Annotated in this window: 31 protein-coding genes, 2 pseudogenes and 1 riboswitch; of the genes and pseudogenes, 8 read left to right on the forward strand and 25 right to left on the reverse strand. The window is 37.9% G+C overall.

The genetic code is table 11. From position 1 onward, the window contains the following. Positions 1–397: 397 nt before the first annotated feature. The 3 genes from AB685_RS31365 to AB685_RS16995 all read right to left on the reverse strand — a co-directional run bounded on the left by AB685_RS31365 (position 398) and on the right by AB685_RS16995 (position 2,064). Positions 398–541 (reverse strand): hypothetical protein, encoded by a 144-nt coding sequence (locus AB685_RS31365; protein ID WP_157860734.1) that lies wholly within the window; start codon positions 539–541, stop codon positions 398–400. 139 nt (positions 542–680) lie between these two features. Beyond that, positions 681–893, reverse strand: a complete 213-nt coding sequence (locus tag AB685_RS31745; RefSeq protein WP_198530532.1) for a hypothetical protein — start codon at positions 891–893, stop codon at positions 681–683. Positions 894–1,029: 136 nt separating this feature from the next. Further along, the gene (locus AB685_RS16995) at positions 1,030–2,064 is read right to left on the reverse strand and encodes an HNH endonuclease (protein ID WP_053073863.1); all 1,035 of its coding nucleotides are present in this window, start codon (positions 2,062–2,064) and stop codon (positions 1,030–1,032) included. Positions 2,065–2,217: 153 nt separating this feature from the next. On the opposite strand from AB685_RS16995, the gene AB685_RS32135 reads away from it, so the two are divergent. The 3 genes from AB685_RS32135 to AB685_RS17010 all read left to right on the forward strand — a co-directional run bounded on the left by AB685_RS32135 (position 2,218) and on the right by AB685_RS17010 (position 5,219). Next, positions 2,218–2,514: a hypothetical protein gene (locus AB685_RS32135; protein ID WP_047971804.1), complete on the forward strand. Its 297-nt coding sequence runs from the start codon at positions 2,218–2,220 to the stop codon at positions 2,512–2,514. Between the two features lie 38 nt (positions 2,515–2,552). Continuing rightward, complete coding sequence (locus AB685_RS32140; RefSeq protein ID WP_241773331.1) at positions 2,553–3,161, forward strand: HRDC domain-containing protein; 609 nt, start codon at positions 2,553–2,555, stop codon at positions 3,159–3,161. Positions 3,162–3,302: 141 nt separating this feature from the next. After that, positions 3,303–5,219, forward strand: a complete 1,917-nt coding sequence (locus AB685_RS17010; RefSeq protein ID WP_047971805.1) for a P-loop NTPase fold protein — start codon at positions 3,303–3,305, stop codon at positions 5,217–5,219. Positions 5,220–5,454: 235 nt separating this feature from the next. Here AB685_RS17010 and AB685_RS17015 read toward each other — a convergent pair whose 3' ends face one another. The 11 genes and pseudogenes from AB685_RS17015 to AB685_RS17055 all read right to left on the reverse strand — a co-directional run bounded on the left by AB685_RS17015 (position 5,455) and on the right by AB685_RS17055 (position 10,912). Next, positions 5,455–5,886 (reverse strand): ClbS/DfsB family four-helix bundle protein, encoded by a 432-nt coding sequence (locus AB685_RS17015; protein WP_047972026.1) that lies wholly within the window; start codon positions 5,884–5,886, stop codon positions 5,455–5,457. A gap of 103 nt (positions 5,887–5,989) precedes the next feature. Next, positions 5,990–6,154 (reverse strand): DUF2500 family protein, encoded by a 165-nt coding sequence (locus AB685_RS32490; RefSeq protein WP_347230873.1) that lies wholly within the window; start codon positions 6,152–6,154, stop codon positions 5,990–5,992. A gap of 34 nt (positions 6,155–6,188) precedes the next feature. After that, positions 6,189–6,290: pseudogene (locus AB685_RS32495) on the reverse strand (DUF2500 domain-containing protein); the annotation flags it as partial. A gap of 69 nt (positions 6,291–6,359) precedes the next feature. Next, the gene (locus AB685_RS17020) at positions 6,360–7,040 is read right to left on the reverse strand and encodes a hypothetical protein (protein ID WP_047971806.1); all 681 of its coding nucleotides are present in this window, start codon (positions 7,038–7,040) and stop codon (positions 6,360–6,362) included. An 81-nt stretch (positions 7,041–7,121) separates the two neighbouring features. Next, positions 7,122–7,583 (reverse strand): DUF2500 domain-containing protein, encoded by a 462-nt coding sequence (locus tag AB685_RS17025; RefSeq protein ID WP_047971807.1) that lies wholly within the window; start codon positions 7,581–7,583, stop codon positions 7,122–7,124. A gap of 188 nt (positions 7,584–7,771) precedes the next feature. Next, positions 7,772–8,432: pseudogene (locus AB685_RS17030) on the reverse strand (Type 1 glutamine amidotransferase-like domain-containing protein). A gap of 16 nt (positions 8,433–8,448) precedes the next feature. Next, positions 8,449–8,832 carry a hypothetical protein gene (locus tag AB685_RS17035; RefSeq protein ID WP_082153689.1) on the reverse strand — a complete coding sequence of 128 codons (384 nt, stop codon included), beginning with the start codon at positions 8,830–8,832 and terminating at the stop codon, positions 8,449–8,451. 99 nt (positions 8,833–8,931) lie between these two features. Next, a complete protein-coding gene (locus AB685_RS17040; protein WP_047971808.1) occupies positions 8,932–9,180 on the reverse strand; it encodes a hypothetical protein in 249 nt (82 codons plus the stop codon). Between the two features lie 145 nt (positions 9,181–9,325). Further along, on the reverse strand, positions 9,326–9,796 hold the full coding sequence (locus AB685_RS17045; RefSeq protein ID WP_047971809.1) for a hypothetical protein: 471 nt from the start codon (positions 9,794–9,796) through the stop codon (positions 9,326–9,328). 538 nt (positions 9,797–10,334) lie between these two features. Beyond that, positions 10,335–10,682 carry a hypothetical protein gene (locus AB685_RS17050; RefSeq protein ID WP_047971810.1) on the reverse strand — a complete coding sequence of 116 codons (348 nt, stop codon included), beginning with the start codon at positions 10,680–10,682 and terminating at the stop codon, positions 10,335–10,337. Then, positions 10,682–10,912: a helix-turn-helix transcriptional regulator gene (locus AB685_RS17055; protein ID WP_047971811.1), complete on the reverse strand. Its 231-nt coding sequence runs from the start codon at positions 10,910–10,912 to the stop codon at positions 10,682–10,684. The genes AB685_RS17050 and AB685_RS17055 overlap by 1 nt, the downstream gene beginning before the upstream one ends. A 612-nt stretch (positions 10,913–11,524) precedes the next feature. On the opposite strand from AB685_RS17055, the gene AB685_RS17060 reads away from it, so the two are divergent. Beyond that, a complete protein-coding gene (locus AB685_RS17060) occupies positions 11,525–12,166 on the forward strand; it encodes a hypothetical protein (RefSeq protein ID WP_047971812.1) in 642 nt (213 codons plus the stop codon). Positions 12,167–12,356: 190 nt separating this feature from the next. Here AB685_RS17060 and AB685_RS17065 read toward each other — a convergent pair whose 3' ends face one another. Genes AB685_RS17065 through AB685_RS17080 form a run of 4 tightly spaced genes read right to left on the reverse strand, consistent with a single transcriptional unit; the run spans position 12,357 to position 13,923 of the window. After that, positions 12,357–12,875: a GrpB family protein gene (locus AB685_RS17065; protein ID WP_047971813.1), complete on the reverse strand. Its 519-nt coding sequence runs from the start codon at positions 12,873–12,875 to the stop codon at positions 12,357–12,359. A 21-nt stretch (positions 12,876–12,896) separates the two neighbouring features. After that, positions 12,897–13,394, reverse strand: coding sequence for an RDD family protein (locus AB685_RS17070; protein WP_047971814.1), 498 nt, complete (start codon positions 13,392–13,394; stop codon positions 12,897–12,899). Between the two features lie 55 nt (positions 13,395–13,449). Next, positions 13,450–13,635 carry a hypothetical protein gene (locus AB685_RS17075; RefSeq protein ID WP_047971815.1) on the reverse strand — a complete coding sequence of 62 codons (186 nt, stop codon included), beginning with the start codon at positions 13,633–13,635 and terminating at the stop codon, positions 13,450–13,452. A 51-nt stretch (positions 13,636–13,686) separates the two neighbouring features. Beyond that, positions 13,687–13,923, reverse strand: coding sequence for a hypothetical protein (locus tag AB685_RS17080; protein ID WP_047971816.1), 237 nt, complete (start codon positions 13,921–13,923; stop codon positions 13,687–13,689). Between the two features lie 117 nt (positions 13,924–14,040). Here AB685_RS17080 and AB685_RS17085 point away from each other — a divergent pair, with 117 nt between their 5' ends. From AB685_RS17085 to AB685_RS17095, 3 genes are all read left to right on the forward strand, one after another. Beyond that, positions 14,041–14,511, forward strand: coding sequence for a hypothetical protein (locus AB685_RS17085; RefSeq protein WP_047971817.1), 471 nt, complete (start codon positions 14,041–14,043; stop codon positions 14,509–14,511). A gap of 381 nt (positions 14,512–14,892) precedes the next feature. Continuing rightward, positions 14,893–15,099 (forward strand): helix-turn-helix transcriptional regulator, encoded by a 207-nt coding sequence (locus AB685_RS17090; RefSeq protein ID WP_047971818.1) that lies wholly within the window; start codon positions 14,893–14,895, stop codon positions 15,097–15,099. Continuing rightward, positions 15,099–15,584 carry a hypothetical protein gene (locus tag AB685_RS17095; protein ID WP_047971819.1) on the forward strand — a complete coding sequence of 162 codons (486 nt, stop codon included), beginning with the start codon at positions 15,099–15,101 and terminating at the stop codon, positions 15,582–15,584. Before AB685_RS17090 ends, AB685_RS17095 begins: the two co-directional genes overlap by 1 nt. Before the next feature lie 69 nt (positions 15,585–15,653). Here AB685_RS17095 and AB685_RS17100 read toward each other — a convergent pair whose 3' ends face one another. The 5 genes from AB685_RS17100 to AB685_RS17120 all read right to left on the reverse strand — a co-directional run bounded on the left by AB685_RS17100 (position 15,654) and on the right by AB685_RS17120 (position 20,714). After that, the gene (locus AB685_RS17100) at positions 15,654–16,847 is read right to left on the reverse strand and encodes a DUF2812 domain-containing protein (RefSeq protein WP_047971820.1); all 1,194 of its coding nucleotides are present in this window, start codon (positions 16,845–16,847) and stop codon (positions 15,654–15,656) included. Continuing rightward, complete coding sequence (locus AB685_RS17105; RefSeq protein WP_198530533.1) at positions 16,844–17,173, reverse strand: PadR family transcriptional regulator; 330 nt, start codon at positions 17,171–17,173, stop codon at positions 16,844–16,846. The genes AB685_RS17100 and AB685_RS17105 overlap by 4 nt, the downstream gene beginning before the upstream one ends. A gap of 419 nt (positions 17,174–17,592) precedes the next feature. Next, entirely contained in the window at positions 17,593–18,282 is a 690-nt protein-coding gene (gene tenA / locus AB685_RS17110; RefSeq protein WP_047971821.1) for a thiaminase II, read from the reverse strand. 142 nt (positions 18,283–18,424) lie between these two features. Continuing rightward, a riboswitch (TPP riboswitch) is annotated at positions 18,425–18,528 on the reverse strand. 200 nt (positions 18,529–18,728) lie between these two features. Beyond that, positions 18,729–19,862, reverse strand: coding sequence for a zinc-dependent alcohol dehydrogenase (locus AB685_RS17115; RefSeq protein WP_047971822.1), 1,134 nt, complete (start codon positions 19,860–19,862; stop codon positions 18,729–18,731). Positions 19,863–19,877: 15 nt separating this feature from the next. Next, positions 19,878–20,714, reverse strand: a complete 837-nt coding sequence (locus AB685_RS17120; RefSeq protein ID WP_047971823.1) for an MBL fold metallo-hydrolase — start codon at positions 20,712–20,714, stop codon at positions 19,878–19,880. 433 nt (positions 20,715–21,147) lie between these two features. On the opposite strand from AB685_RS17120, the gene AB685_RS17125 reads away from it, so the two are divergent. After that, entirely contained in the window at positions 21,148–21,582 is a 435-nt protein-coding gene (locus tag AB685_RS17125) for a hypothetical protein (RefSeq protein WP_047971824.1), read from the forward strand. Between the two features lie 43 nt (positions 21,583–21,625). Here the strand turns inward: AB685_RS17125 and AB685_RS17130 are convergent, their stop codons facing one another. Together AB685_RS17130 and AB685_RS17135 are read right to left on the reverse strand one after the other, a co-directional pair. Next, the gene (locus AB685_RS17130; protein ID WP_047971825.1) at positions 21,626–22,285 is read right to left on the reverse strand and encodes a hypothetical protein; all 660 of its coding nucleotides are present in this window, start codon (positions 22,283–22,285) and stop codon (positions 21,626–21,628) included. Between the two features lie 168 nt (positions 22,286–22,453). Then, the gene (locus tag AB685_RS17135; RefSeq protein WP_047971826.1) at positions 22,454–23,143 is read right to left on the reverse strand and encodes an aspartate/glutamate racemase family protein; all 690 of its coding nucleotides are present in this window, start codon (positions 23,141–23,143) and stop codon (positions 22,454–22,456) included. Positions 23,144–23,272 lie beyond the last annotated feature (129 nt).

Here is a 23,272-nt window from a genome sequence, read left to right on the forward strand (position 1 = left end):
TCTTTTGGTTGTGCCATGAGATACATTTTTGAAATCCAGATGTGTTTGTTTATGTTCATTTCCGACCTGATAGATATGTACATGGTGTGTACTGTATTGCTTACCTTTTGGGAAGTACATTCTTCCTGCTATACCGTTCTCGCTTTTCGGTTCATACCCCATTTTCGTAACGCTTCATTGTACCCATCAATCTTTTCAATTTCTGTTACAACAACCTAAATAGCAATAATCGGTTTTGCATAACCGTAAAGATGTACTTCCGATGTGAGATATCTACCTATTCATCTTTCAGTATTTCTATTAACAGCCTGTGTTCTTGGTCATATGTCACTTTTCATTCTTTGGTCCATGGTTGAATGATGGTTTTTATCAAAGTGACGTTTTCCTTTACCTGTCATTAAAGTTCCACTTTCGTACCCGTCATCAAATCACCTAAATGACGCTTATCTTTTCTGAATAACCCCCTTAAAAGCAACGCCAATCCAAGCAACGAGCCCGCATTTGTGATAACAATCGCCGTCCTATCAAACTCGTTAAACATGCCTCGGATCACATCTACAAGACCTAATTGCCATGGAAAACTTTATGACGTTTCTTAGTAAACTGGAGCTAAACTTTCTTTTATGTAAGTCACTTTCAATCCAGCAACCCTCTTTCCAATCGATCCTCTTTTATAATAATCAAGATAGGAAAATAGCAGGGTGATGTGGGATGAAGGATGTCAGTTTGGCTACCAGTTGTGCTTGTAGTTCTGTGTAGTCTAAGCTAATGGCTAAATTGGCGAGTAGTAATGGGAGCAGGTAGACACGATTACTAAGTAGTATACCAGTAGTTCTATTAGGCGTTTTTTTAATGGGATGTTGTTCATATGCCACCTCCATGGGGACAGGCATCGCAAGCCAATGCTGATTAAAAAAGATAGCTTAATTTCTCTATCCTAGATTTCACTTTTTCTTTTTTAAATAGTTTTCATAGGCCTCTTGTACATAATTAGGTATGAAATCATCTTTAGGTAGTTTTAGCTGAAACTTATACAACTATAGCAGAGTTGTTACTTTTTAATCGGCTTTTTAACTGTTTTAAAGACAAATAACTACCATTCTCTTTTCGATGTAGCATCGCATGGCAATTTGGACAAACAGGAATTAAATCTTCTCTAGGATTTACTGTGTAATCTTGCTGTATCTCATGAAGAGGAATAATGTGATGAACATGTATAAAATCTTTACCGACTTCCCCATATGTGTCTTCAAAATTAATATTACATATTTGACATTGGACACCGTAAAAGTCGATACACTGCTTTCGAGCAATTGGGTTCCTTTCATATACATTTACATTGATAGTCTTACGCTTTCCTTCATCTAAACTGGCGGGAACTTCTTCAGGAAAAAAATCTTTCGTCAAATCCTGCTCAAAGAAAGATGCAATATAGTCTCTAAGCTCTCCTGTTAGTTTCATCGACCCTTGAATGTTACCTTTTAATCCGTATTCACGTAATTTTGAAAGAGATAAATCAGGAGTATTGGCCACATCCACTAATCGAACCCGTGAACGATCGTACCCTTGTGATTTTTCAAATTTTTCATTATCTATCCAGAAAGCATTATCATATGTAAGTTGTGTTTCTCGTACTAGGCCTTCCATCACCTCTACTTTATAACGAATTCTCCTAACAGTACCAGATACATATATAAATAATACATCTCCATTTTCATAGTTAAATGAGCGCTTCCAATCTAACGTATCATAATATTTAAATGCCCCTTCAACATCATAATCATTTGGGTTTGCCGGAATCAACCAATATCTACGAGCATTTTTATGTCCACTTTCTTCAAGCTCTCTTCTTCGGTTGATAGCAATATTGATAGGTGCAACAAATCGATATTCATCCATTCCACTATAGTAAGGAATGTTATAAACATAACCCCTCTCGATGTAATCATAGTATTTATACTTTGAAGAATTGAATTGTTCAGCAAAAAAAGTAGCAGCTTGTTGTATATTTTCAGCTTGGAAGAACTCATTTCCATTTTTATAAATAGTAATTGGACAAGCCATGATATTTTCTCTCCTAACATTATTAAATAATTTATTTATTTATTTATTTCTACTGTTCTATTTTCCAAAAATATTATTAACCTCATCTGTTATAATATTACATAATGTTACAATATTACCACAGTTAAACAAATACTAATAGTGAGGTAACCCATGTCTTTTTTCAAAAATGTCATTGATGCTTTTAAAGATAATCGAGAAATAAAGCAACCTATCCTTCATAAGGATATCAGCGAAAATCCTATTCTAATAGAAAACCTTAAAAGTCTTGCAGAAAGCAACAATCCTTCTATGGACTTCAAAAAAGTAGAAAACCATCTCAAGCTATTTTCCATTGGGCATGCGGGAGAGAAAAGTGTGATGTTTGAGTTGAAGAACTCCATGGTTCCGATGCTGATTCTGCATGATATTTATCTTGAGTTTGAGGATTATCAAGCACAGATGGATTGATGCATGCTCCCCTTGTTTATAAGATTACTAATGCTATCTTGGGAACTAGCCAATTAAAACCTTTAAATGAACGGGAATATCTATTGGAAGATGAACAAGTAGGGGCATCCGCTTTTGTGGCAGCCACTATAGAGAAGGAGATATCAGCTGCGCCTAGTGCAAACAGCGAATTAAAAAGGCTCTTAACGGAATACCGCACCAATAAAGCCAAACAAATAGGAGTGAAGCCCTATCTTATTTTTAGCAACAGAACATTGGATGAACTCCTAGAGAAGATGCCCCAGACTATGCAACAGTTGCTAGAAGTCGAGGGCATCGGACAGAAGAAAGCAGAAGATTACGGACATGATATCCTGAGCATTTTACAGACTAAGAAAGCCGAAAGGTTCCAAGAATCACCGAAGGTATCAACAACTGTCAAAGTACAAAATGAAGATTTCCGTTCTCTCTTAACTGAATATCGTAGAACTCGTGCCCAGGAGCTTAACGTAAAGCCTTATTATATTTACACCAACAAAACATTGGATGCTATTCTAGAAAAGAAGCCGAAGACCATTAAAACATTATTGGAAATAGAGGGGATCGGAACAAAGAAAGCGGAAGAGTTTGGAGAAGGGATTATTTCTATTTTTAATAAGTACTTATAGATACCACTTAAGCCTTGATAATTCAATTTGATTACATTATATATATTTCTTAATGTTTTTGTTAGATAAATAAAATACAATTAAAGCAAGCGTATGAATTTGGTAAAGACACAGAGGGGCTAGAACATAAGGAGGATTATATTGGTTAAGAATTACAAAAAGGTTAGCAGCTTATTAAAAAAGTCATTCGTTTTTGTATTTGCATTTGTCTTATTGTTTGAGATTGTACCATTTAGAAGTATTATAATAGGTCTATTGATGTTTGCTGAAGAAAATAATATTTTGTTGGGCATCAAAATTGCACATATTAGTGAAATGTATGTTCTTTTTAAAAAAATTGCACTAATTTATTTACTTTTATGCATTATTTCATTTTTTATAATTAGTTTTTATTTAAAAGTAAGAAATTATCATAATAATCCTAAACACTATATTTTAAATACATTTGAGGAAAGCCTAACTAAGTATATTCGAGATAAACCAAATGGAAAGGGTTATTTAGTGACAGGAGAATGGGGCAGTGGTAAAACTTACATAGTTACAGAATACTTCAATAAATTTTATAGTTTTTCTAAAAAACCTATATATCGAATCTCTTGTTTTGGGCTGGATTCAAGAGAGCTTATCTTAAATGAAATCAAAAACCAGATTGAAATAAATGATGAATCTTTTCTAAATTGGATTCAATATATTCCCGCCATAGGGAAACCTCTTTATGGTATATTAAAAGATTCTTATAGCTTAAATAGCATTCCTAAGGGCTCAATTCTTATATTCGATGATTTTGAGAGGATAACATCATTAGGAATTTCTAACAATCGAAAAGATGCAATGTATGAAAAAGATAGATCGATTTTAAGAAATAGAGGTTATAGCAGAACAACCCAGATAAAAGAATTTGAAGATATAAATGATGAATTTATCAAAATTGAAAAAGCTTTCAAAAGATACTCCAAAGAAAACGAAATTACATCCATTATGCATAATTTACAAAAATATAACATAGCAACGGGGTTAATTAACGAACTTATCGAAAATTATAGTTTGAAAGTTATTATATTGTGCAATGTAGATATTTTAGGATATGACTATGTAGATAAGGTTTTTAGAGGTAAACTAGATTGTATAACTTACAATAAATCTATAGATGTTAGTTCAATAGAAAGTATTTTTAATAGTTCATTTAAAAATTTAATCTTTAAAAATAAAGAGATAGAAAATTTTGTACTCCTTGTTAATAACAAAATCATTAATGATTTTAATGAATTATGGATATTAAGCGGAAGGAGTAATCTTAGACAAGCAAAATCAATAGTGCAAGCATACTTAGACACAGTAAATATCATTAGTGCTAAAATCTCTCTAACTGAGAACTATTTAATATCACTGTTTTATAGTATTTACACAGTCAAGGTATTAAGAGACGAAAATAATTTAAAGCATTTAGAACATTTCCTTGTTGGAGGAAATCTCTCTTTCTTCTTGGAATTATATGAAAAAAAAGATTTGTACGAGTTATTAATATCAAGCAAACACATCGATAGCCTAAAGTGGACAGGAATATCCATTGCGGGCTTTTGGATACTAAATACAAAGAAACCAGATAATATCGATAACTTAATACAATACTATAAGAATTATGAGTATTATGATTTAGAACTAGCTCTATTGCAACGTAATTATAATTTAGTTAGTGAAAAATTACTTATAGAACATGTTTTGCATGCTATGTATGTTGAAAGTGAAGAGTCACGAAAAAGACCAGAAAAGCGGAATATTCAACTTGACGAGTTTATAAGAAAAGCTAGAATTAATATACGTTCTTTCCTAGAGAATAGTCATGACGATGAAGTATTGATGGAAGAGAAAGTTCGTAATCTATTATGTAAAGTGCATAAAACAGCCTCCAGATTTGACGAGTTATGGTATAAGGCTATATATGAATATTCTAAAGTCGAATCAGTTATTGAAGAAAATGGCTTCTATATTCTAGAGGACTATAACAGATTTGTTCAAAATATCAAAAATACAGAAGAACAGTCTAAGATAACAAATTAAACCACTATTGCCAGATAAGCCAACATGCAGAAGAGTTTGGATAAGACAACAAAAGGGACCCAAAAAAGGGTCCCTTTTGTTGTCTTATTGTGTCTAGAAATCCTGATGCAGTTTAATCTATATTACTGTTACTGCGCCACCAACTTTAATATAAATTTGTTATGAACGATCTTGCTCATACTCTTTTACTATTCTTTTATTTCTTCTCTGACCTTTCTTTTTTGTAAATAATCCCCTAAATGTAATGGTCGGAAGTGTTCGCTGCAAAATAGCTATATAAATTACTTGTTTTGGTCCATTTATAATATTTTTTGGTCATGATTTCTTCATTGGAATGTGATTTAATTAGTTCCATCACTCGTTCATGGCTTAACTTCAATTTCTTCATCGCTTGATTTAATGATACCTCTTGGTAGTTTTCCCAGGTTCGCATATTGAGTTGCCCGATCTTACTCCATTTATAACCCGGTGCCGGCATGAACGGGATATCCCCATTCATTCCTTCCCTATACCATCTCTCCAGCATGGCATGCCATTCATACAGGTGCATGACGACATCACGGAAATTCTTCTCTCTTTCTAGCGTTTCAATGGAGAGGCCTCTTTTTCTACTAGGTACGGATTCAATAATTTCAAGCAATCTATTAAAGTTTTTGTCACTATTCATCAGTAGAATGTCTTTTTCACTTGTAGTCACCTTGGTAATCCTCTCCTCCCGATATACTCACTTTGTTCCGCTCAAAGCCTAAATACCGAGTCCCTTGAAAGCTTTATACTCCATTGTCATCTTCGGAAAGCAAACCATACTCCTTACCAGTAACATGAAACTCCGAACGGTCACCACTTTCAAACTCGAACGTCACAAAATATTTTATATGTGTGCTGGAAGAATGGTGATGATGGGTATCGTTGTGATGATGACCTTTTGGTAACATCTATCCGTTTTGATGTAACAACAGCAGGTACACTTAGCCTTGGTGACTGCTCATTCTTCTGCCACTCCCCAACGCCTTTGAAAACTGAAATTAAGATACTACCGATAACGATCACAAAAATAATGCCAATATGCACGGGGACGGTCCTCTGCTTCTGAAGCAGAGAACCGTCCCACTGGTCTTTGTGACAGCTCTTTTTTAGGTTTCAGATTGTTGCCCTCTTTCTACGAGAAGGAAGTTTTGTTAAATCCGCACTTCTACCTCTCCCTTGTTCGTCAACACGTGCCTTAGAGCCTGTAGAAAAAGTTTCAAAGAATATCCCTTGTTTTCTGTGGCCGCTCTTTGGTTTGGGTAGGTTCTTTTTATAGGGATTAGCTTCAAAGTAAACTTTTTGCCTATTAACTTCTTCAAAGATTCTATCAAGTAAAGGTGTAAAGTCAGGAAAAAGCACTTTGAAAGCTTTAGGTGTTATCTTATCGTCATAGTTGAAGTTTACCAGGATATGCGCAGCTTCTACTTTATTACATAACTTCTCTAACTCCAAATCAAGCTTATCTAACTTCTCCTGAAATCCAACATGATCAATCATCCACAACTGTACATCAATATCCACTCTTACTCCCTCAATCTGTGACCTTACATAGCTATAATCCGGAATAGCTTTTCTAGGTAGTGCAAATGATTGACGACTTAATGGAATATCTTCGCTAATTACAGTTTTCTTTCGTCTAAAAGATTCCATTTCATCATCAAGCTTTAACATTTCATAAAAGAGCCTTTGAAAATCATCAATAAATAACTCTTCTTTTGCACTCATCAGCTCATCTATCCCATAATAAATTGTATCCAATGCTGTTTCGAAAGAAAATTCCCCGATGTCTGCCATAATTTAACCTCATCTTATTTTGATTTTCGATTATTAATCTTCGTACACTTGCCTTTTCCGTATAGAAAGATACCTTGTGCATTATGTGTTTTTGATGTAGTCACCTTCAAACTCCTCTCCCCCCGATATACTCACTTTGTTCCTTTCAAAGCCTAAATATCGAGTCCCTTGAAAGCTTAATATTCCATGGTCATCTTCGGAGAGTAAACCATACTCTTTACCGGCAACATGAAACTCCGAACGGTCACCACTTTCAAACTCGAACGTAACAAAATATCTTGTGTGTGTGCTGGAAGAATGGTGATGATGGTTGTCGTTGTGATGATGCATATTGGACCTTTTGGAAACATCTATTCGTTTTGATGTAACAATAGCTGGCACACTTAGCTTTGGAGACTGCTCATTTTTCCGCCACTGACCAATCCCTTTGAAAACGGAAAATAAGATACTACCGATAACTATCACAAAAATAATGCCAATAAAAATAGGTACAATCTGAAACATAGGATCACCACCAGCCACCACATAAAATGGATCTGCCATGTAAACACTCCTCCTTTGGTTACATCTTTATCTTTGAGATATATACGAGTTTCAATATGAAAAGTTTCATCAGATACATGGTGGACTTTCAAAATAGGTTTCTGCAAAACCTTTTATACAAAATAAGCGACCATCCTTGAAACAAGAATAGCGCCTGTTATTTGATATGGTGTCTTTCGTCTATAAATTTAGAGTGTCGCATCCAATTTCTTAATGACTGAATTAGAAATTATATACACATTACCAAAAATGTCGATTTGATCTCCCTTTACACGGATAGCGCAATCTTTGTTGGACGCATAAATGTTCATTTCATGGGATAACGGAGACAATTCGCTTAGTACCTGATCGGTGTTATTTTCTAAGTCATAATGAGATAGGACGGAAAAATCGTCAAGGCCGATTCCAGTGTAAATAGAGCTTGTTTGTTTCTGCTTCAAATCCAAGTTTTTTCGAGCATAACCATTTAGCGGACATATTGATTGCACCAGCGCTAGCTCCGATTACAACTGCCTTGCTTTGTTTAATTGACTCCGACAATTCATATTCCATCAGAAAATCATTTTGTTTAAGCGGATTTCCCCCCAATAAGAAAATAACTGAAGCCTTCTGAATCAATGTTTGGGCATCATCCTTCTGAAGCTGATAATTAATTAAATGATACTCATCAAATGTAATGCCGACCTCGTCAAGCCACAAACGTTCAGTAGCACCATCCTCTTCATAAATATCTGGATTTGAGCTAATCATGGCAATCGATTTCCTATCCGTAATATCCTCCTGCAACACTCTGCCCAAATTCTCAGGAATGAAATTACTGAACCAACCTAAATAATAATGTGTTTTCATAAGTACCCCCAGTTCCTTATGCTAAAGAAATAAATAAACATAGTATGAAAATAAAACCCGATAACGGCGTCATAAAAAGTCTTTCTTTTTTACTTCGAGATATTAGGTTTGCTATTGTATTTAATCCAAGGAAAATTGTAATGACCCAGACTAATATATTTGTAGATAAAAAATCTAAACTATTTAAAACATTAGTATGTTGCAGAAAAACGAAGCCCATAAATAGGAGAATTAAAGCATTTACCGCACTCACAATTCGTAACTTTTTAGGCAAAACTTTATAGTATCCCCCCATTGCAAATTCACCAAAAGGGTAGCCAAGTGAAAGGAACACCTGAAAAACAGCTACGGACATACAAAAAACCGCGACAGTAATTGATGCTAAGTAGACAAAATCCAATTATTTTACCTCCTCCTAATTTTCATCTGATACTATCCTGCCTAATCCTTATGTTATGAGCGAGTCCTTTGCTGCAATTGCTCCTATTTAACGGAATACCTATTCTTTCTTATTCCAAATAAGGTAAATTGATATGGATATTGCTAAAAGTAATAAATAGATTGGTACATTCGATAATATTATGTTGCTTCCCCAAGCAAGACTAGAACTACCTTGACCTGAAATTACCCCTCCTAAATACCCTGCTGAATCCTTTATGGAATCGATTAACTCGCGTAATGCATAAACAATTACTGCTGTTAAAAAACTTAAGCCTAATAGTAAAAGTCCTGCCACTCTGTTATTCAATAACCTATCCCCTTTGCTTTTCAAATAATCACATTAGTCATTAATCCTGCCCTTTTCCTAAGTAAGATGCGATAAGCTATGCTGCAATCGCTCCAGATTGCTGAAGAGTGTTATTGAACTAACCTGTTACTTTAAGTGTAAACTTTCACAAACCTTTACTGTTATTAAACACTTTACGTGCTAATTCTTCTTTATTGTCCCCTTCTACGATGATTACGTAAGGTTCATCTTTAGGTATGTTACTTAATCTTATTAATTCATTAGTGATATTAATTAGCTCAGTAAGACTATCCTCAACATTAAGAGTAGATTCTTCAAAAGATGTTTTCAAAATGTATTTTGTTGGTTTAGGATTAAAATCGACTGCGATTCCTTTATATTCAACAGTTGTACGCTTTAGAGTCTCTTCAATTTGGGGTATCACTTCCATCCAGCTTGCATCAATAGGTATATATTTGTCTGTTGTTGTCTGGAATTCATTCAACAGAACCAGTAAAATAATAAAAAAGAAGATAACAACAACTGCTTCAACTGTGTGCTTTTTCTTCTCTTTTTTGTGTTCAATTGTTTTTCTATATTTTTGTTGAACACTTCTTACTTTTGGATGAATTTTCATAAGAGACTCCTTACACCTCCATCTTTTGTTTTAATCCTTTTAGTAATATACATAAAATTATGAACATTATTAAAAGTATAGCCATCAACTATTAAAATGTTAATTCCATTAGACTGCCTCGTTACTTCAATAAGTTTTCATTTCGATAAAATGGTCAATAATTCCTTTTAAAATATGTTTTATATTGAGACTTTTTCATCAGTCTCGGACGGTTTTCCTGCTTCCATCGAACTTCGAAAGAAGCAGAGATCCGTCCCTGCGCTTTCCTCTAAGCTAAATACCTCCTCATCCTAGTGGAGAAACATCTTAAGCTATTTTCCATTGGGCATGCAGGAGAAAAAAGTGTGATCTTTGAGTGGAAGAACTCCATGGTCCCGTTCAAAAAGCACTTGAAAATAACCTCAGTTCGCTTGAGCTGAGGTTTTTAAAATTTTAATTACAAATATAACTTTATACAATTCTAGATACATTTCATAATGTATTTTCGTATTTTGCGATAGGTAACGGAACCCGTTATTCTTCCCGTTTATTTCCTTAGTTAAGATAGTTCCTTTTTATGTCGAACAGCTAGATATATTCCTGAAGCGATGAATACAAAAGCATATTTAAACATGAAGAAAATTTGCCACATATATTCTTTCGGGAAAATCAAGTCGAACAAAACTACTCCGCATAACATAATGTAAGCACTTTTTAAATATATATGATTTGTCCTTTCGTCAGCTTTTCCTATTCTTCTTTGATAAACATATATCAGAACCAACCCCATTAAAAGCAATACAAAACCGCTACCAAGAAGCATATTCCAATTACCAGGTGATTTTTCCGCCCAAGTTTTTAAAGGATAAAAGATTGAATTTGATATTTCTGTGCTAGATTTCCACATTATAAATCACTTCCTTTCACATAAGTAAAAATATCGTTAACATCTACGTTAAAGTAATCAGCTATTCGAAAAGCCAAAATAAGAGAAGGAGAGTAATTATTCTTCTCCATAACAAATATAGTTTGCTTAGACACGCCGACAGCGTCAGCCAAATCTTTTTGCGTCATCCTTTTTAAAACTCTATGCTCATACACTTTGTTTTCAACGTAATCCTCTACTTCTTTTTTCAATGTCAACACCTCCCTTTTGAACTATATTTTTATATTAAACCATTCTTTTATAAAAGTAAAGTAAACTTATATAAAATAAAGAATAAATTAGTTTATACCCTAAATATTGAAATAAATATATTCAGAATACCCTATAAAATTAAGTAAAAATAAAACATCTTCCAATGTATTGTAAATATGTATGCTAATTTTCATACGAATTTGCAGGTGAAAATGTAGACATACACTGGCTATTGTCATCTAACAAATAGGGGTACAAAACACACTACAATTTTAACGTATATTATAAAGAAAATACTGTTGCACCAATAAAAAATGACCACCAAATCAGCATCCAATTTGGTGGTCATTTTAAATTACAATTTTAATGTTTTCGTTAGGTAACGGGACCCGTTACCCTAAGAAGTCCCCTTTTTATTTATACTTTTATGCTTTATTCCTGAATTTCCTTCTCTAAGCTAAATACCTCCTCCACCTAAAGGAATACATTCAACTTAGACCAGTGACAGGAACAGCAAATTAAAATAGTAAGTAGAACAAGCTTTAGGAATAATAACATCCCAAATATCAATAATAAAGAGAACACTTTTTACTTTGGAAGGAGAAAGTTTTATGAAAAAATTATTGGTGATCGGATTTGTTTTGTTATTTTCCCTAAACATGTTGGGTGGAACAACCAGTGTCTCCGCTAAAACACATGTACAAAGAATTAGCGAATCTGAAGTGAAGTTCAAAAATGATTTCAGGAGGCTATGGATTGATCATGTAATGTGGACAAGTAATTATATTACAAGTGCAACAACAGCAGGCGCGGAGGATCAAAAAGAGGTACTGAGCAGGCTTCTAAAAAATCAGGAGGATATTGGTAATGCTATAAAGCCAGTATATGGAGAAAAAGCTGGGAACAAGCTTACCGAGTTGCTTAAGGAGCATATTGTTATTGCAGGAAAGATTGTAGATGCGGCTAAAGGTGGAAATAAATCCTTGGTGAAGCAGCAAAACAAAGAATGGTATAGAAATGCTGATGACATATCAGCTTTTCTTAGCGGTGCGAACCCCCATTTAAAGAATGAAGACCTGAAAATTATGATGTATATGCATCTGGAATTAGTGGCAAATGATTTATCTGCAAGCTTAGCAAAAGATTGGAACGCAAGAATCGTTGCCATTGACGAAGGGCTCACACATATCATCCTAATGTCAGATGCCATCTCTACGGGAGTTGTGAAGCAGTTTCCGGATAAATTTAAATAATTTGTCTTAGTGGCCATCGAGAAAGTCATAAGCAATCGACTTTCTCGACGGCCTTTATTTTTTCTGAGCGATTTATGACTTACTTTTATACCATTACAACATTCCCCTGCGCTAAATAGTAATAACGATGGTACAAGTTTTTTCCAGAGCGGTATTTTTACCGGGCTTCGAATATCATGTAACAAATCATTCATCTATTAGCCTCCCAACTCCTCGCCCTCTCCACCAACTCATTCACAAACTCCTGCTTTCCCTCTTGATACTTGTAATGGTTTTCCGGAAACTGCCTTGCCAACTTAAGTTTCAATTCTCCATACGCTTTCGCTTCTTCTGGATGCGCCATGAGATAAATTTTGAAATCCAGATGTGTTTGTATATGTTCATTTCCGACCTGAAAAACATGTACATGATGTGTTCTGCTTTGCTTGCCTTTTGGGAAGTACCTTCTCCCTGCTATACCGTTCTCGCCTTTCGGTTCATATCCCACTTTTTGTAACGTTTCATTGTACCGATCAACCTTTTCAATTTCTTTTACAACAATCAAAATATCAATGATGGGCTTTGCATAACCGATTGCCGGTACAGATGTACTTCCGATGTGAAAGATATCTACTAATTCATCTTTCAGTATTTCTTTTAGCAGATTCTGTTCTTGGTCATAAACCAACTCCCAATCTTTGGTCCATGGATGTATGATGGTTTTTCTCATAGGGGTGTTCTCCTTTACCTGTCATTTCAGTTCCACTCTCGTCCCTGCCATCATATCACCTAAATGTCGCTTTTCTTTTCTGAATAACCCCATCAACAGCATAACCAATCCAAGCAGCGATCCTGCATTTGTAATAATAATGGCCGTCATATCAAACTCACTATACATCCCATGAATCACACCAACATGACCTAATTGCCAAGGTAAGAACTTGATAACATTTCTTACTAGACTTGAGCTGAACCTATCGTTTGTGAAAGTCACTTTCAATCCAGCTACTCTCTTTCCAATGGATCCTTTTTTATAATAATCGAGATAGGAAAATAGCAGGATAATGGGGATGACGGATGTGAGTGTGGCTATCAGTTGTGTTTGTAGTTCCGTGTAGGCTGGAATTCCGTCCAGGATGAGAAAGCTAATGGCTAAATTGGCGAGTAGTAATAGGAGCAGGTAGATAACAATTACTATGTAGTCTACTAATAGTTCGGTTAGTCGTTTTTTTATTGGGATGTTGTTCATGTGACACCTCCTTGGTTCATGGGGACAGGCACCGTGACCCATTTTTTGTTGTACGTTACTTTGACCTTTTCTGTTTGAATGGTTTTTGGGAGTTATCCCACATCCAGTGAATGGTGGTGACAATAATAGATAAGATGAAAACATGGATACCTTTTGTGAAAGTTCCCCCGACTCCCGATATAACTAAAACTATGTACGCTGCAGCGAAGAATGTAATAAAGAACAAACCGTATTTTTTCATAGACACCTCCATGGAGCCAGGCACCGCGACCCACTTTTGCAGTGCATACCCTTATCCTTGAGCTTTGCTTTCTTTCTCTTTCATATAGTTTTCATAAGCCTCTTTGACTGGATCGTATTTAGGTTCATCCTTTGTGAGTCTTTTATCTATTTCTTTTAGCAGGAAAAGACCTTTAAGTAAAATGCCCGCAATAATTCCGAATGCCAGTAAACCGCCTGCCACTGGCCCCATCAAGAGTGATACACACCCTAAAATAATGGTCAAAATAATGGCTAGTAATAAGTACAACGCAAAGCCCCCTTTTATTCTATGTAGCTGTAAATATTATGTATTAATCGTATATCAAGAAGGAAAGTTATGCTAATGTATTTTTATATAATGTAGCTGGTCAGAGGAGGTATCCAGATGGATAAGAAAGTGAAAAATACAGAATTAACGACCAATGAAGATATTTGGAATGCGATGGTTTCTTTAATGAGCGAATATGATTTTCCAACTGACAATGAAACTGCTAATCAAGCTTTTATGGTGTACCATTACTACTCGGAGCTTGAAAGTGCAGGACATGAGGGGTTGTTCAATTGGTGTTCTTCTTATATAGAAGAGTTAGGTGCAGCCCGTTACTTTGAAGAGCTTGTTCGTGCTCTTAGGGAAATAAACGCAACTGATTATGCTTTAATAGAAGAAAAGTATGGCGTGCAGTTATGGAAGCTATATCAAGCATTAGAAAGTGGAGAGGCTCCTGAAGAAGAATTTTATAATATTATTGAAAAAGCAGATAACGAATATTGGCAGCTTGATGGTAAGTTAGGGAATATGTTAGAGACTTATTTTGTGGGGATATATAAGGAATTCATTGAGGTTGTGGATGAGTAAGTAATCAGGATATTTTTATAAGAGAGCTCTGTTGAAGTTGACTGTTGATAATGAGTGGTTTCTAGCTGTAGATTGGAGCAAAAAGCGTAGACTCTCCTGCTGGGGAGTAGCGACAATCTCGAGACCCCACAGGGAAAAGCCCTACGAGGCTCAAGGTCGCCCCGCGGAAAGCGAGCCTATTGCGGAAATCAACAGCGGCGTTTAACAGAGCCTATAAGAAAAACGCTTGGGCACCTTTACACTGCACCCAAGCGTTTTTCTTTAATCCAGTTGCTTTATATTTTGTAAAGTATCCTTGACATTTCATTAAATGTAAAGTACGCTTTACTTACAACCGATTGTAAAGCTAGCTTTACAAAAATAATCGGAGGTGTGGAAAAGTTGAAGAATCGAATTAAAGATCTGCGCAAAGCTACGAAAATGACGCAAGAGGATCTAGCGGTACAGGTAGGCGTCTCAAGACAATCCATCATTGCGATTGAATCGGGTAAGTACAATCCATCACTCGAACTAGCATACAACATCTCAAAAGTATTCGATTGCATCATTGAAGAGGTCTTTATTTTAGAAGAAGGGGGAGAGGAATAATGGAGGTACAAATAGGTGGGCTGATTGGATTATATGGAGGGGCTGTAATAGGGATATTAGCTTGGTGGTTTGGTCGCCGTATGGCCAAAAAGCAACGTGGGTTGGATGAACTGCATGACCATATTTGGCAAAAGGCCCGGTCTATTTCTTGGTTCTTCACCCTTGCTTCCATCTATATATTACTTACTTTGATCATATTCGGAATGGAATTAAGAGCCGCGATAGTTCTTGCCGTCATTATGGTTGTTCACATGACGAGCTGGGGCTTTACAGGCATGATTTTGTCCATCAATATGAATATGGCAGAGCCTTTGAAACCTTCTAGAGTCATATTCGGCATTTTCATTGTGGCCGTGTCAGTTATTTGTTTTGCAATCCTATCTATTACTACCGGCATCTGGTGGTTCCTGCTTGCCAGCGTTCCACCAAGTACCATTGGGTTAATATTTGCATTTACTCCTGAAAAAAGCAGTGAGGAACTTTGATGAAAACTATAAATATAAAAAGACCATTAAAACCGGGGGGTTAATGGTCTTTTTCTTCTTTCTCTACCCTCAAGCTCTCCTCAACCTGAAGTAATACATCCAACCCTTTGCAATAAATGTTCCAAACACTAGGATACAAACGAAGAATATTATCGTATTCGTATCATGTAAGGTCCATGCCTCTTCTTGTCGAAACAGAAAGCTGATGTTCATGCTGGCGATGAAGATGTACATTAGAACTATTGGCAGGAATAGTACGGTATAGGAAAGGGCGACTTTCCTTGCTTGTTTTAGTTTATTGGTTTTGTCGCTGTACATGGTTGGGGCTGCTTCCCCTTCTTCGTATTCCTTGCTCCAGATGGTCCATTTTTGGAGAGCGGATTTGGAGCTGTATTCGTCCTTCCAGCCTGCTTGTCTATGAATCTCGTAATAGCTGTTTTTCGAGAGGTTTTGGTAGTCGGCACTGTATTTGATTCTTTGTGGTTCGCCTTTTAGGAAGTAGAAGGTGTTGCCTAGTTTGTTGACGCGGTGGAGACGGTTTCCTTCTCCTGCCTGTTGCTCTAGCCAGTCCTCGAGTTTATCTGGTGAGTACATCCATCCAAATTTGCGGCGCTTGATGAGTAGACCTTCGCGTTTTAGTTGTTTTTCTTCTGCTTTGGTAAGGTTTTTCTTTTCTAGGGTGTATTGAGTCGTATGTGTTGTTTGGTTTTCATTGGATAGCGCTTTGTTTGTCTTCTTTATTTTCCAGACAGAGTAAATCATGAAAAAGTAGAAGGCGGTTACTAGCGCTGCGCCGGTGTAGGTGATGATCCAGAATGGGCTTTCCACTACTTCCACGTTGCCGTCACTTGCGATATAGGCTGTGGAGAAGATGGCCACATTCGTCAGCATTGCCCCTGTTATGTAGATGAGTATGGCCATGAATGCGTAAAAGATATAGTTGTTGCGTTTGATGATGGCGTCGCGACTCGTGGAAGTGGTTACTTCTGACTGTGGTCTTTCGTTTGCGATGACATACCACTTGCCGCTTTTGGTGACTTTTTCCCAGCCGTCATGGCGCATTGTATTGGATAAAGTAGCGGGTTTTAATTTGTCGTAGCCGATTCGGTAGGTGACGTCTTTTGGGTTGCCCTTTTCGAATGTGAAGCGGCGTTTGAAGCGGTGCAGCTCTTTCAGGTGATAGCCTTCCTTTGCCTGGTCTGTGAGCCATTGCTCGGTTTTCTGCACATCGTAGCTCCATAATGGTTTGATGTGAGTGTTCATTTGAATTCCCCCTCGTACTTCAATGCGTTTCTATGAAGCTCTTTAAGTCTCTCGATCTCTGCTGTGATCAGCTCTTTGCCGCTATCGGTAATTTCGTACAGCGTTTTTCGCTCCGCATCCGCAAACACTGTAATGACCCCGTCCTTTTGCATTTTTGTCAGTGTTCCGTAGATGGTGCCGGAGCCTAGGCGGATTCGGCCGTTTGAGATTTCTTCCACGTGTTTGATGATTCCATAGCCATGGCGTGGCTCTGTTAATGAGAGCAGGATGTAGAACGCTGTCTCTGTCATGGGGATGTATTTTTTTATGATTTTTGCTAGTTCCAATGTGGTCACCTCTGTTCTTTTTGTTATGTCGCGGTGTGATATATGTCATGGTGTGAGTATATCACGGTGCGACATATTTGTGCAAGGTGTTTTGGGGTTGAGGGTCCAGGCACGGTGGCCCAGTTTTTGAGCCGCTCGCTTCTGTTGTTAAGCTAGAGTTATTTTGATAAAGGATGCGAAAATGGTTGAGGTTTGGCGAATGGTTAGGAAAGCTTTCGTCACAAGGCGATTTTTCATCTTAAACAAACGTTTGTTTAATTTTTAATATCCTAAAAAACCACTAGAACATAGACAAAATGCAGGTCATCATAAAGATCACCTGCATTTTTTAACTTTTCTCATTCTAAAACCAGTCATGAGAAATCTTCTCTTTCATTATACTAGCGGGGCCATGAATCCTTACTGTCCTAGTCTATCTACTAAACCCTAACCCGATCCAAAGCAACAGGCCACTTTTCCTGCGTATAAGCCATTGTCCAAAATTGGTGTTCTAATTGTGTGCTCGTTATAAAGTGGTCTCGCATACGTTGTTTTTCTTCTTCACCTGCAGTTGATGCACAAGCATCAATTTTGTCCATGAACACTTGTGTAATCGAAGTCACTTCCTTGTTTCCGTAAAACATGATCCATTCATAGAAAGGGTGATCAGGTGTTGGCTTCACTTCTTGGATAAGCTTTTTCCCAATTTCCCAATATGTCCAAGGGCAAGGGGCGAGGGCAGCAAGTGTTTCGCCTAGTGTCCCGTTTGCTGCTGCTTCCATCATATGCCGAGTATAGTGGTGGGCAGTCGGAGCAAGTGGTGCTTTTTGTAAATCCTCATAACGCACGCCAGCTACTTCACAAAAGTTATTGTGTGGATGTACCTCAGAATTTAACACAAACCCAATTTGTTGTTGGAAAAATGCCATATCTCCCCGGTCGGTGCATTTAGAAACAGCTAGCCCGTAAATTCTGCAAAAAGTCGATAAATACTCAAAATCTTGCTCTACATAATGAATAAGTGCCTCTTTTGGTACATTTCCTTCCCCAATCCCTTTAACAAACGGGTGTTCAAAAATAGCCTGAAAAATGGGATCTGCCTCTCTTCGTAACTGCTCAGAAAACTTCATGTCGTATTCCTCCTCAAAATTATTTAGGAGAATACCCACCTTTTCCCACAGAAGAACATAACTTAGTAAAATCGCTATCTAGTTCATAACGAAAAAAGCTCCTCTTCCATGGGAAAGAGGAGCATGAGAATATGTACGTACTAAACTCAATGCGCCACTTTCCTCCGCTGGTATCACCCAGATCAGGTTCAAAGGGTCCGTCGCGTAAAGCGCCGTCTCAGCCTATTGGCTCCCCTAGTGGATATTCATATGAATATATTACAATATATAGCTATATATTCCAAGTGTTTTATATTTTGTGGACAGTGACCTTGACCTAAGTCGGCCAAAGTCCTTGCACTATCTAGTAATCATTTTCTTAAAGCTGCCTGATCCTTAATCAACTTGTCCTCTACAAGGTGTACGTTTTATTGACCCCACCCCCCACATACCTTTAACGGACACACTCAAGGCTTCAAAATCACCTTAATACAGTCATCCTCTTTTTTGTTAAAAATGTCATATCCATGTGCTGCCTCTTCCAATGACATGGTATGTGTAATAATCTTGGTCGGATCAATTTTCCCATTCTTAATCTGATCATACAGATGAGGCATAAAATGACGGGCAGGCGCCTGCCCCATTCTGATATTGATGTTTCGGGTGAAAAACGGCCCTAGCGGGAACATGTTATACAATCCACCATATACACCAGTAATTTGCAGGGTTCCTGCTTTTCGCACCGCTTTGGTTGCAATCTGGATTGGACCTAGTGTTCCACCTTGAAGTTTCATTTTTTGCTCGACCCATTCCAGCGGAGATTTTTTTCCGTCCATCCCGACGCAGTCGATGACGACGTCAGCTCCGCCTTTTGTCACTTCCTTGAGGGTTTCGCCCATGTCGTCATATTTAGTGAAATCGAAGACTTCTGTTTGCATGTGTTGCTTGGAATGCTCGAGTCTGTTGCTGATATAGTCGACGGCGATGACTCGTTTGGCGCCTTGTTGCCAGGCAAATTGCTGGGTCATTAGGCCAACTGGTCCGCAGCCTAGGACAATGACCGTGTCTCCTTCTTTTACACCGGCATTCACCACGCTCCAGTAGGCAGTTGGCAAGACGTCCGATAAGAGCAGGAGTGATTCATCCTCTAGCTCGCAGTCCTCAGGGATCAGGAAGGGGGTGTAGTTGCCAAACGGGACGCGCAGGTATTCCGCTTGTCCGCCCGGGTGATTTCCGAATTTCTCGGAGTAGCCGAAGTATCCGCCTGAATCATAGTGTGGATTAGAGTTATCACATTGGCTTTCGAGCTCGTGTTCGCAGTAATGACATCTCCCGCATGCGACGGTAAATGGGATGACAACGCGGTCGCCCTTCTTTACCTTTGTGACGTCTGGTCCTACTTCCTCCACGATTCCCATTGGTTCATGCCCGATGATGTAGCCGATTGGCAACGGGAAGTTTCCTTGATACAGGTGGAGGTCGGAACCACAAATGGCGGTGGACGTCACTTTGATGATGACATCTTCTCGGTCTTGAATTTTGGGTGCTTCTACTTGTTTGACAGCAACGGTACTTTTGCCTTGGTAGGTAACTGCTTTCATGATGATCTCCTTTTGTTATACATATTTTCCATAGTCCGGAATCGCGACGCTTTCGAAGTCTTGCACGAGTTTAGTTAGTCCATTGGCCAGTTCCTCGCCAGCCATGGCCGGTCCATGTCCGGTGACAGCAACCCGCGGCTTTAACGCTTCTAGCTTTTTTACCGATTCCCATGCCGCGTGCCAATCCGTTGTAAAATATCGTGGCGGACCGCAGACTTCCTGTTGTTGGACGAGCACTTTATATAGCGAGTCCTGCCTTACGGTGACAAAAGCATCCCCAGCGATAAGGGTGCGGTCTGCTTCTCGAAAAAGAGACACATTCCCCGGTGCGTGACCTGGCGTGTGGACCCAGCGCCAGCCTTCCATACCCGGTACAGACCCGTCTGCAGGTAGCGGATGAACATGCCCGCTGAGATCGGTTGATTCGTTGGGAAAATAGGAGGACACTTTCGCAACGAGCCCACCTTCCACACTCGGATCTGGCTCTGGATAGCCGCTTTTGCCGGTTAAATACGGAATCTCCAGTTCATGCGCATACACTGGAACGTTCCAATGACTTATAAGTTCTACCGATGCTCCAACATGATCGAAGTGACCGTGGGTTAAAATGATGGCTTTCGGGCGGGCACCTTTACCAAAATGGTTCTCCACCATGGAAAGGATCTCTCTTGCGGACTTCGGCATTCCCGTATCTATCAGTACCCAGCCCTCTGAGTTTCCGTAGACACAAATATTCACCACTTGATTCGTGAAATAATATAAATCCGCGGTGACCTGTTCCCCGCTATGTGCAGAAATAGAGGTTACGGGGATGAATTTGTTGTCATGACTGTAGTTCATATCTTGAGGCATCTTTAACACTCCTATCCTTTATGTACGTGGATAGTATTTGTTTAGGAGATGGGGAATAAACATTTTTTTGGATCCTGGGAATTGAACGACGATCTATTTTTAGGTTTTTAGAAATAAAAGAACTATGGAACTTTCCTTATTTCTAGACGTATAAGAGAGGCAAGATGTAGGTTTAAGGGGACAGGGACAGTAACCAATTTTTTAGTGGATCTTCCCTTTGGTTTTATAGGGAATCTTATTCCGGTATAGGTTGAGAAAATGGTTGAGGTTTGGCGAATGGATTTGAGAGCTTCCGTTGTAATGTTTTATTTTCAATTCTACAAACGTTTGTTTAATTTTAGTTATTTTAATAAAGCACTGAAGAATGAGATACCTGCGGGTCAAGGAACCGACCCCTGAGCCCATCCATCTTATCAGAAACGGGGGAATTATTTTGAAGAAAATATGGATAGTACTTTTTGGCATTGTGTTCTTATCTGGTTGTAGTTACTCTGCTTCTTCTTTATCCTATTTAAATGTAAATCAAGAAAATTTAAGCGAGGAGATACAGTCCTATTTTCAGAGTGTGAAAGAGGAGAACGGTGTCCATCTTTACTTTGATAAGGAGAATAATTCCATGTTTGTATATTTAAATGCGGCCAATGTGGCACAAGGTGAAAACGCCGAGATCTTTACTGATTTTGAGGTAGAAAGCGAGAAGGACACGTTACACTTATTTTATAAGAGTGAAGAAACAACTGATCTTTCCAGTTCGCCATCTGAACATAGCATTATTTATAAAGTGAACCTCAACAATGAGTATGATACCGTTAAACTTTTTCATAATGGAAATGAGACAGAGTTTGAAACAATTTCAGGGAACAAGTGATGGTGTTTGGGAAAGGAGGGAATGCCTCCTTCCCGTAAATAGGTCACGGTGCCTGTGCTTCAGATTCCTCCACATACCGTGCATCGCCATCACCATACAACTTTTCACCAATAAGCTTTTCATTTTCATCAAGTGCTCTGATTGTCCAGGTTGAGTGGGAATACTCGTCTAAAACGAGAAAGACATACTGCTCCTCTACTTCTTGTATGATGTAGCTATCAGGGTATTTTTTTACATTATCCATAGAAAAGTCTTCATTTTCCATTTCCTGAAGGTCTTCGAGGTGACTCCCGATTACTATATACTTTATGGAAGGATCATTTGTCCTAACCCCCACCATAAAACTTTCCTCATTCCCGAACCCTGCCGCTTGGAAGGGCACTCCATCTTCCACACTGTAGGAGTTTGTCCCCCCTCCATAATAATAAAGTAGCCCAAGCGTTCTGTTAACTTCTGCTAAACCAAACGTGGTATCGCTGCTATCCTCATAAAGTATAGCTTTCCCATAATCGGTATCTATCGTTCTAATCACCTCAGAGCCCATAGGTAATGCACTGCCCGCGGTAATACGGAATCCCATGACCAACAAAGCAGAGACCGTCAGTACCGATACTACTAAGCCAACCTTCCACCGTCTCTTTTTAGAAAAAATCATTATTATTAATAGCCCTATAAAAAGAATTGAAAAGATAAAATTATTCATTTGTTATATTTACTCCTTTTGGGTCGAGGGGACAGTACGCCGACTCACTTTTAACCAGAATTCTGCCTAACGTTGGACAATTACTTTTCAAAGAAAACAGTTCCTTCTATATAGTAGGTTTTTATTTCTTTATCACATGAAACATAATAGTACCTAGCATGATATTTTTCATTCTAAGGACATATTTACAGCTTCAAAAGCATGTATGTAAGCCGTGTCAAATAGAGGAACATCTGAATCCTCTGGTTTAACCAATAATCCAATTTCTGTACAACCTAATATAATCCCTTGAGCTCCAGATTCGATTAAGCCTTGGATAACTTTTTTATAATAATCCCTTGATTTTGGATGAATCCTGCCCAAACATAACTCTTCATATATTACTTTGTTAATAATCTCTCTTTCCTTATCATTTGGTACAACAACTTTTATTCCGTTCCTCTCCAAGCGTGATTTATAAAAATCTTCTTCCATAGTGTACCTTGTGCCTAGTAATCCTACAGAATTTAATTCTTTTTCTTTAACTTGGGCTGCGGTTGCATCTGCGATATGCAATAGAGGAATCGTTATTTTCGACTGGATGTCATTTACAACTTTGTGCATCGTATTAGTACAAATGACAATAAAATCAGCTCCCCCCATTTCCAAAGAACGCGCGGCATTACCTAACACTTCACCTGCCTTATCCCATGCGCCTTCTGATTGGTATCGTTCAATTTCATGAAAATCGACACTGTATAATAGACATTTCGCTGAATGTAATCCCCCTAATCTTCTTTTGATTTCTTCATTGATAATCCGATAATATTCAACAGAAGATTCCCAACTCATTCCGCCAATAAGACCAATAACCTTCATATTATCCTCTCCATTATCTGTAGTTATCTTCCTTATTAACTTCGGTTAAACTTCAAAGAATACCTTTTTTTAAGGGGACGGTTCTCCCGCTTCTTAATCTGGTTTGGTTCGAGAGGACAGGCACATCGA

It is taken from the genome of Bacillus sp. LL01, from assembly GCF_001037965.1.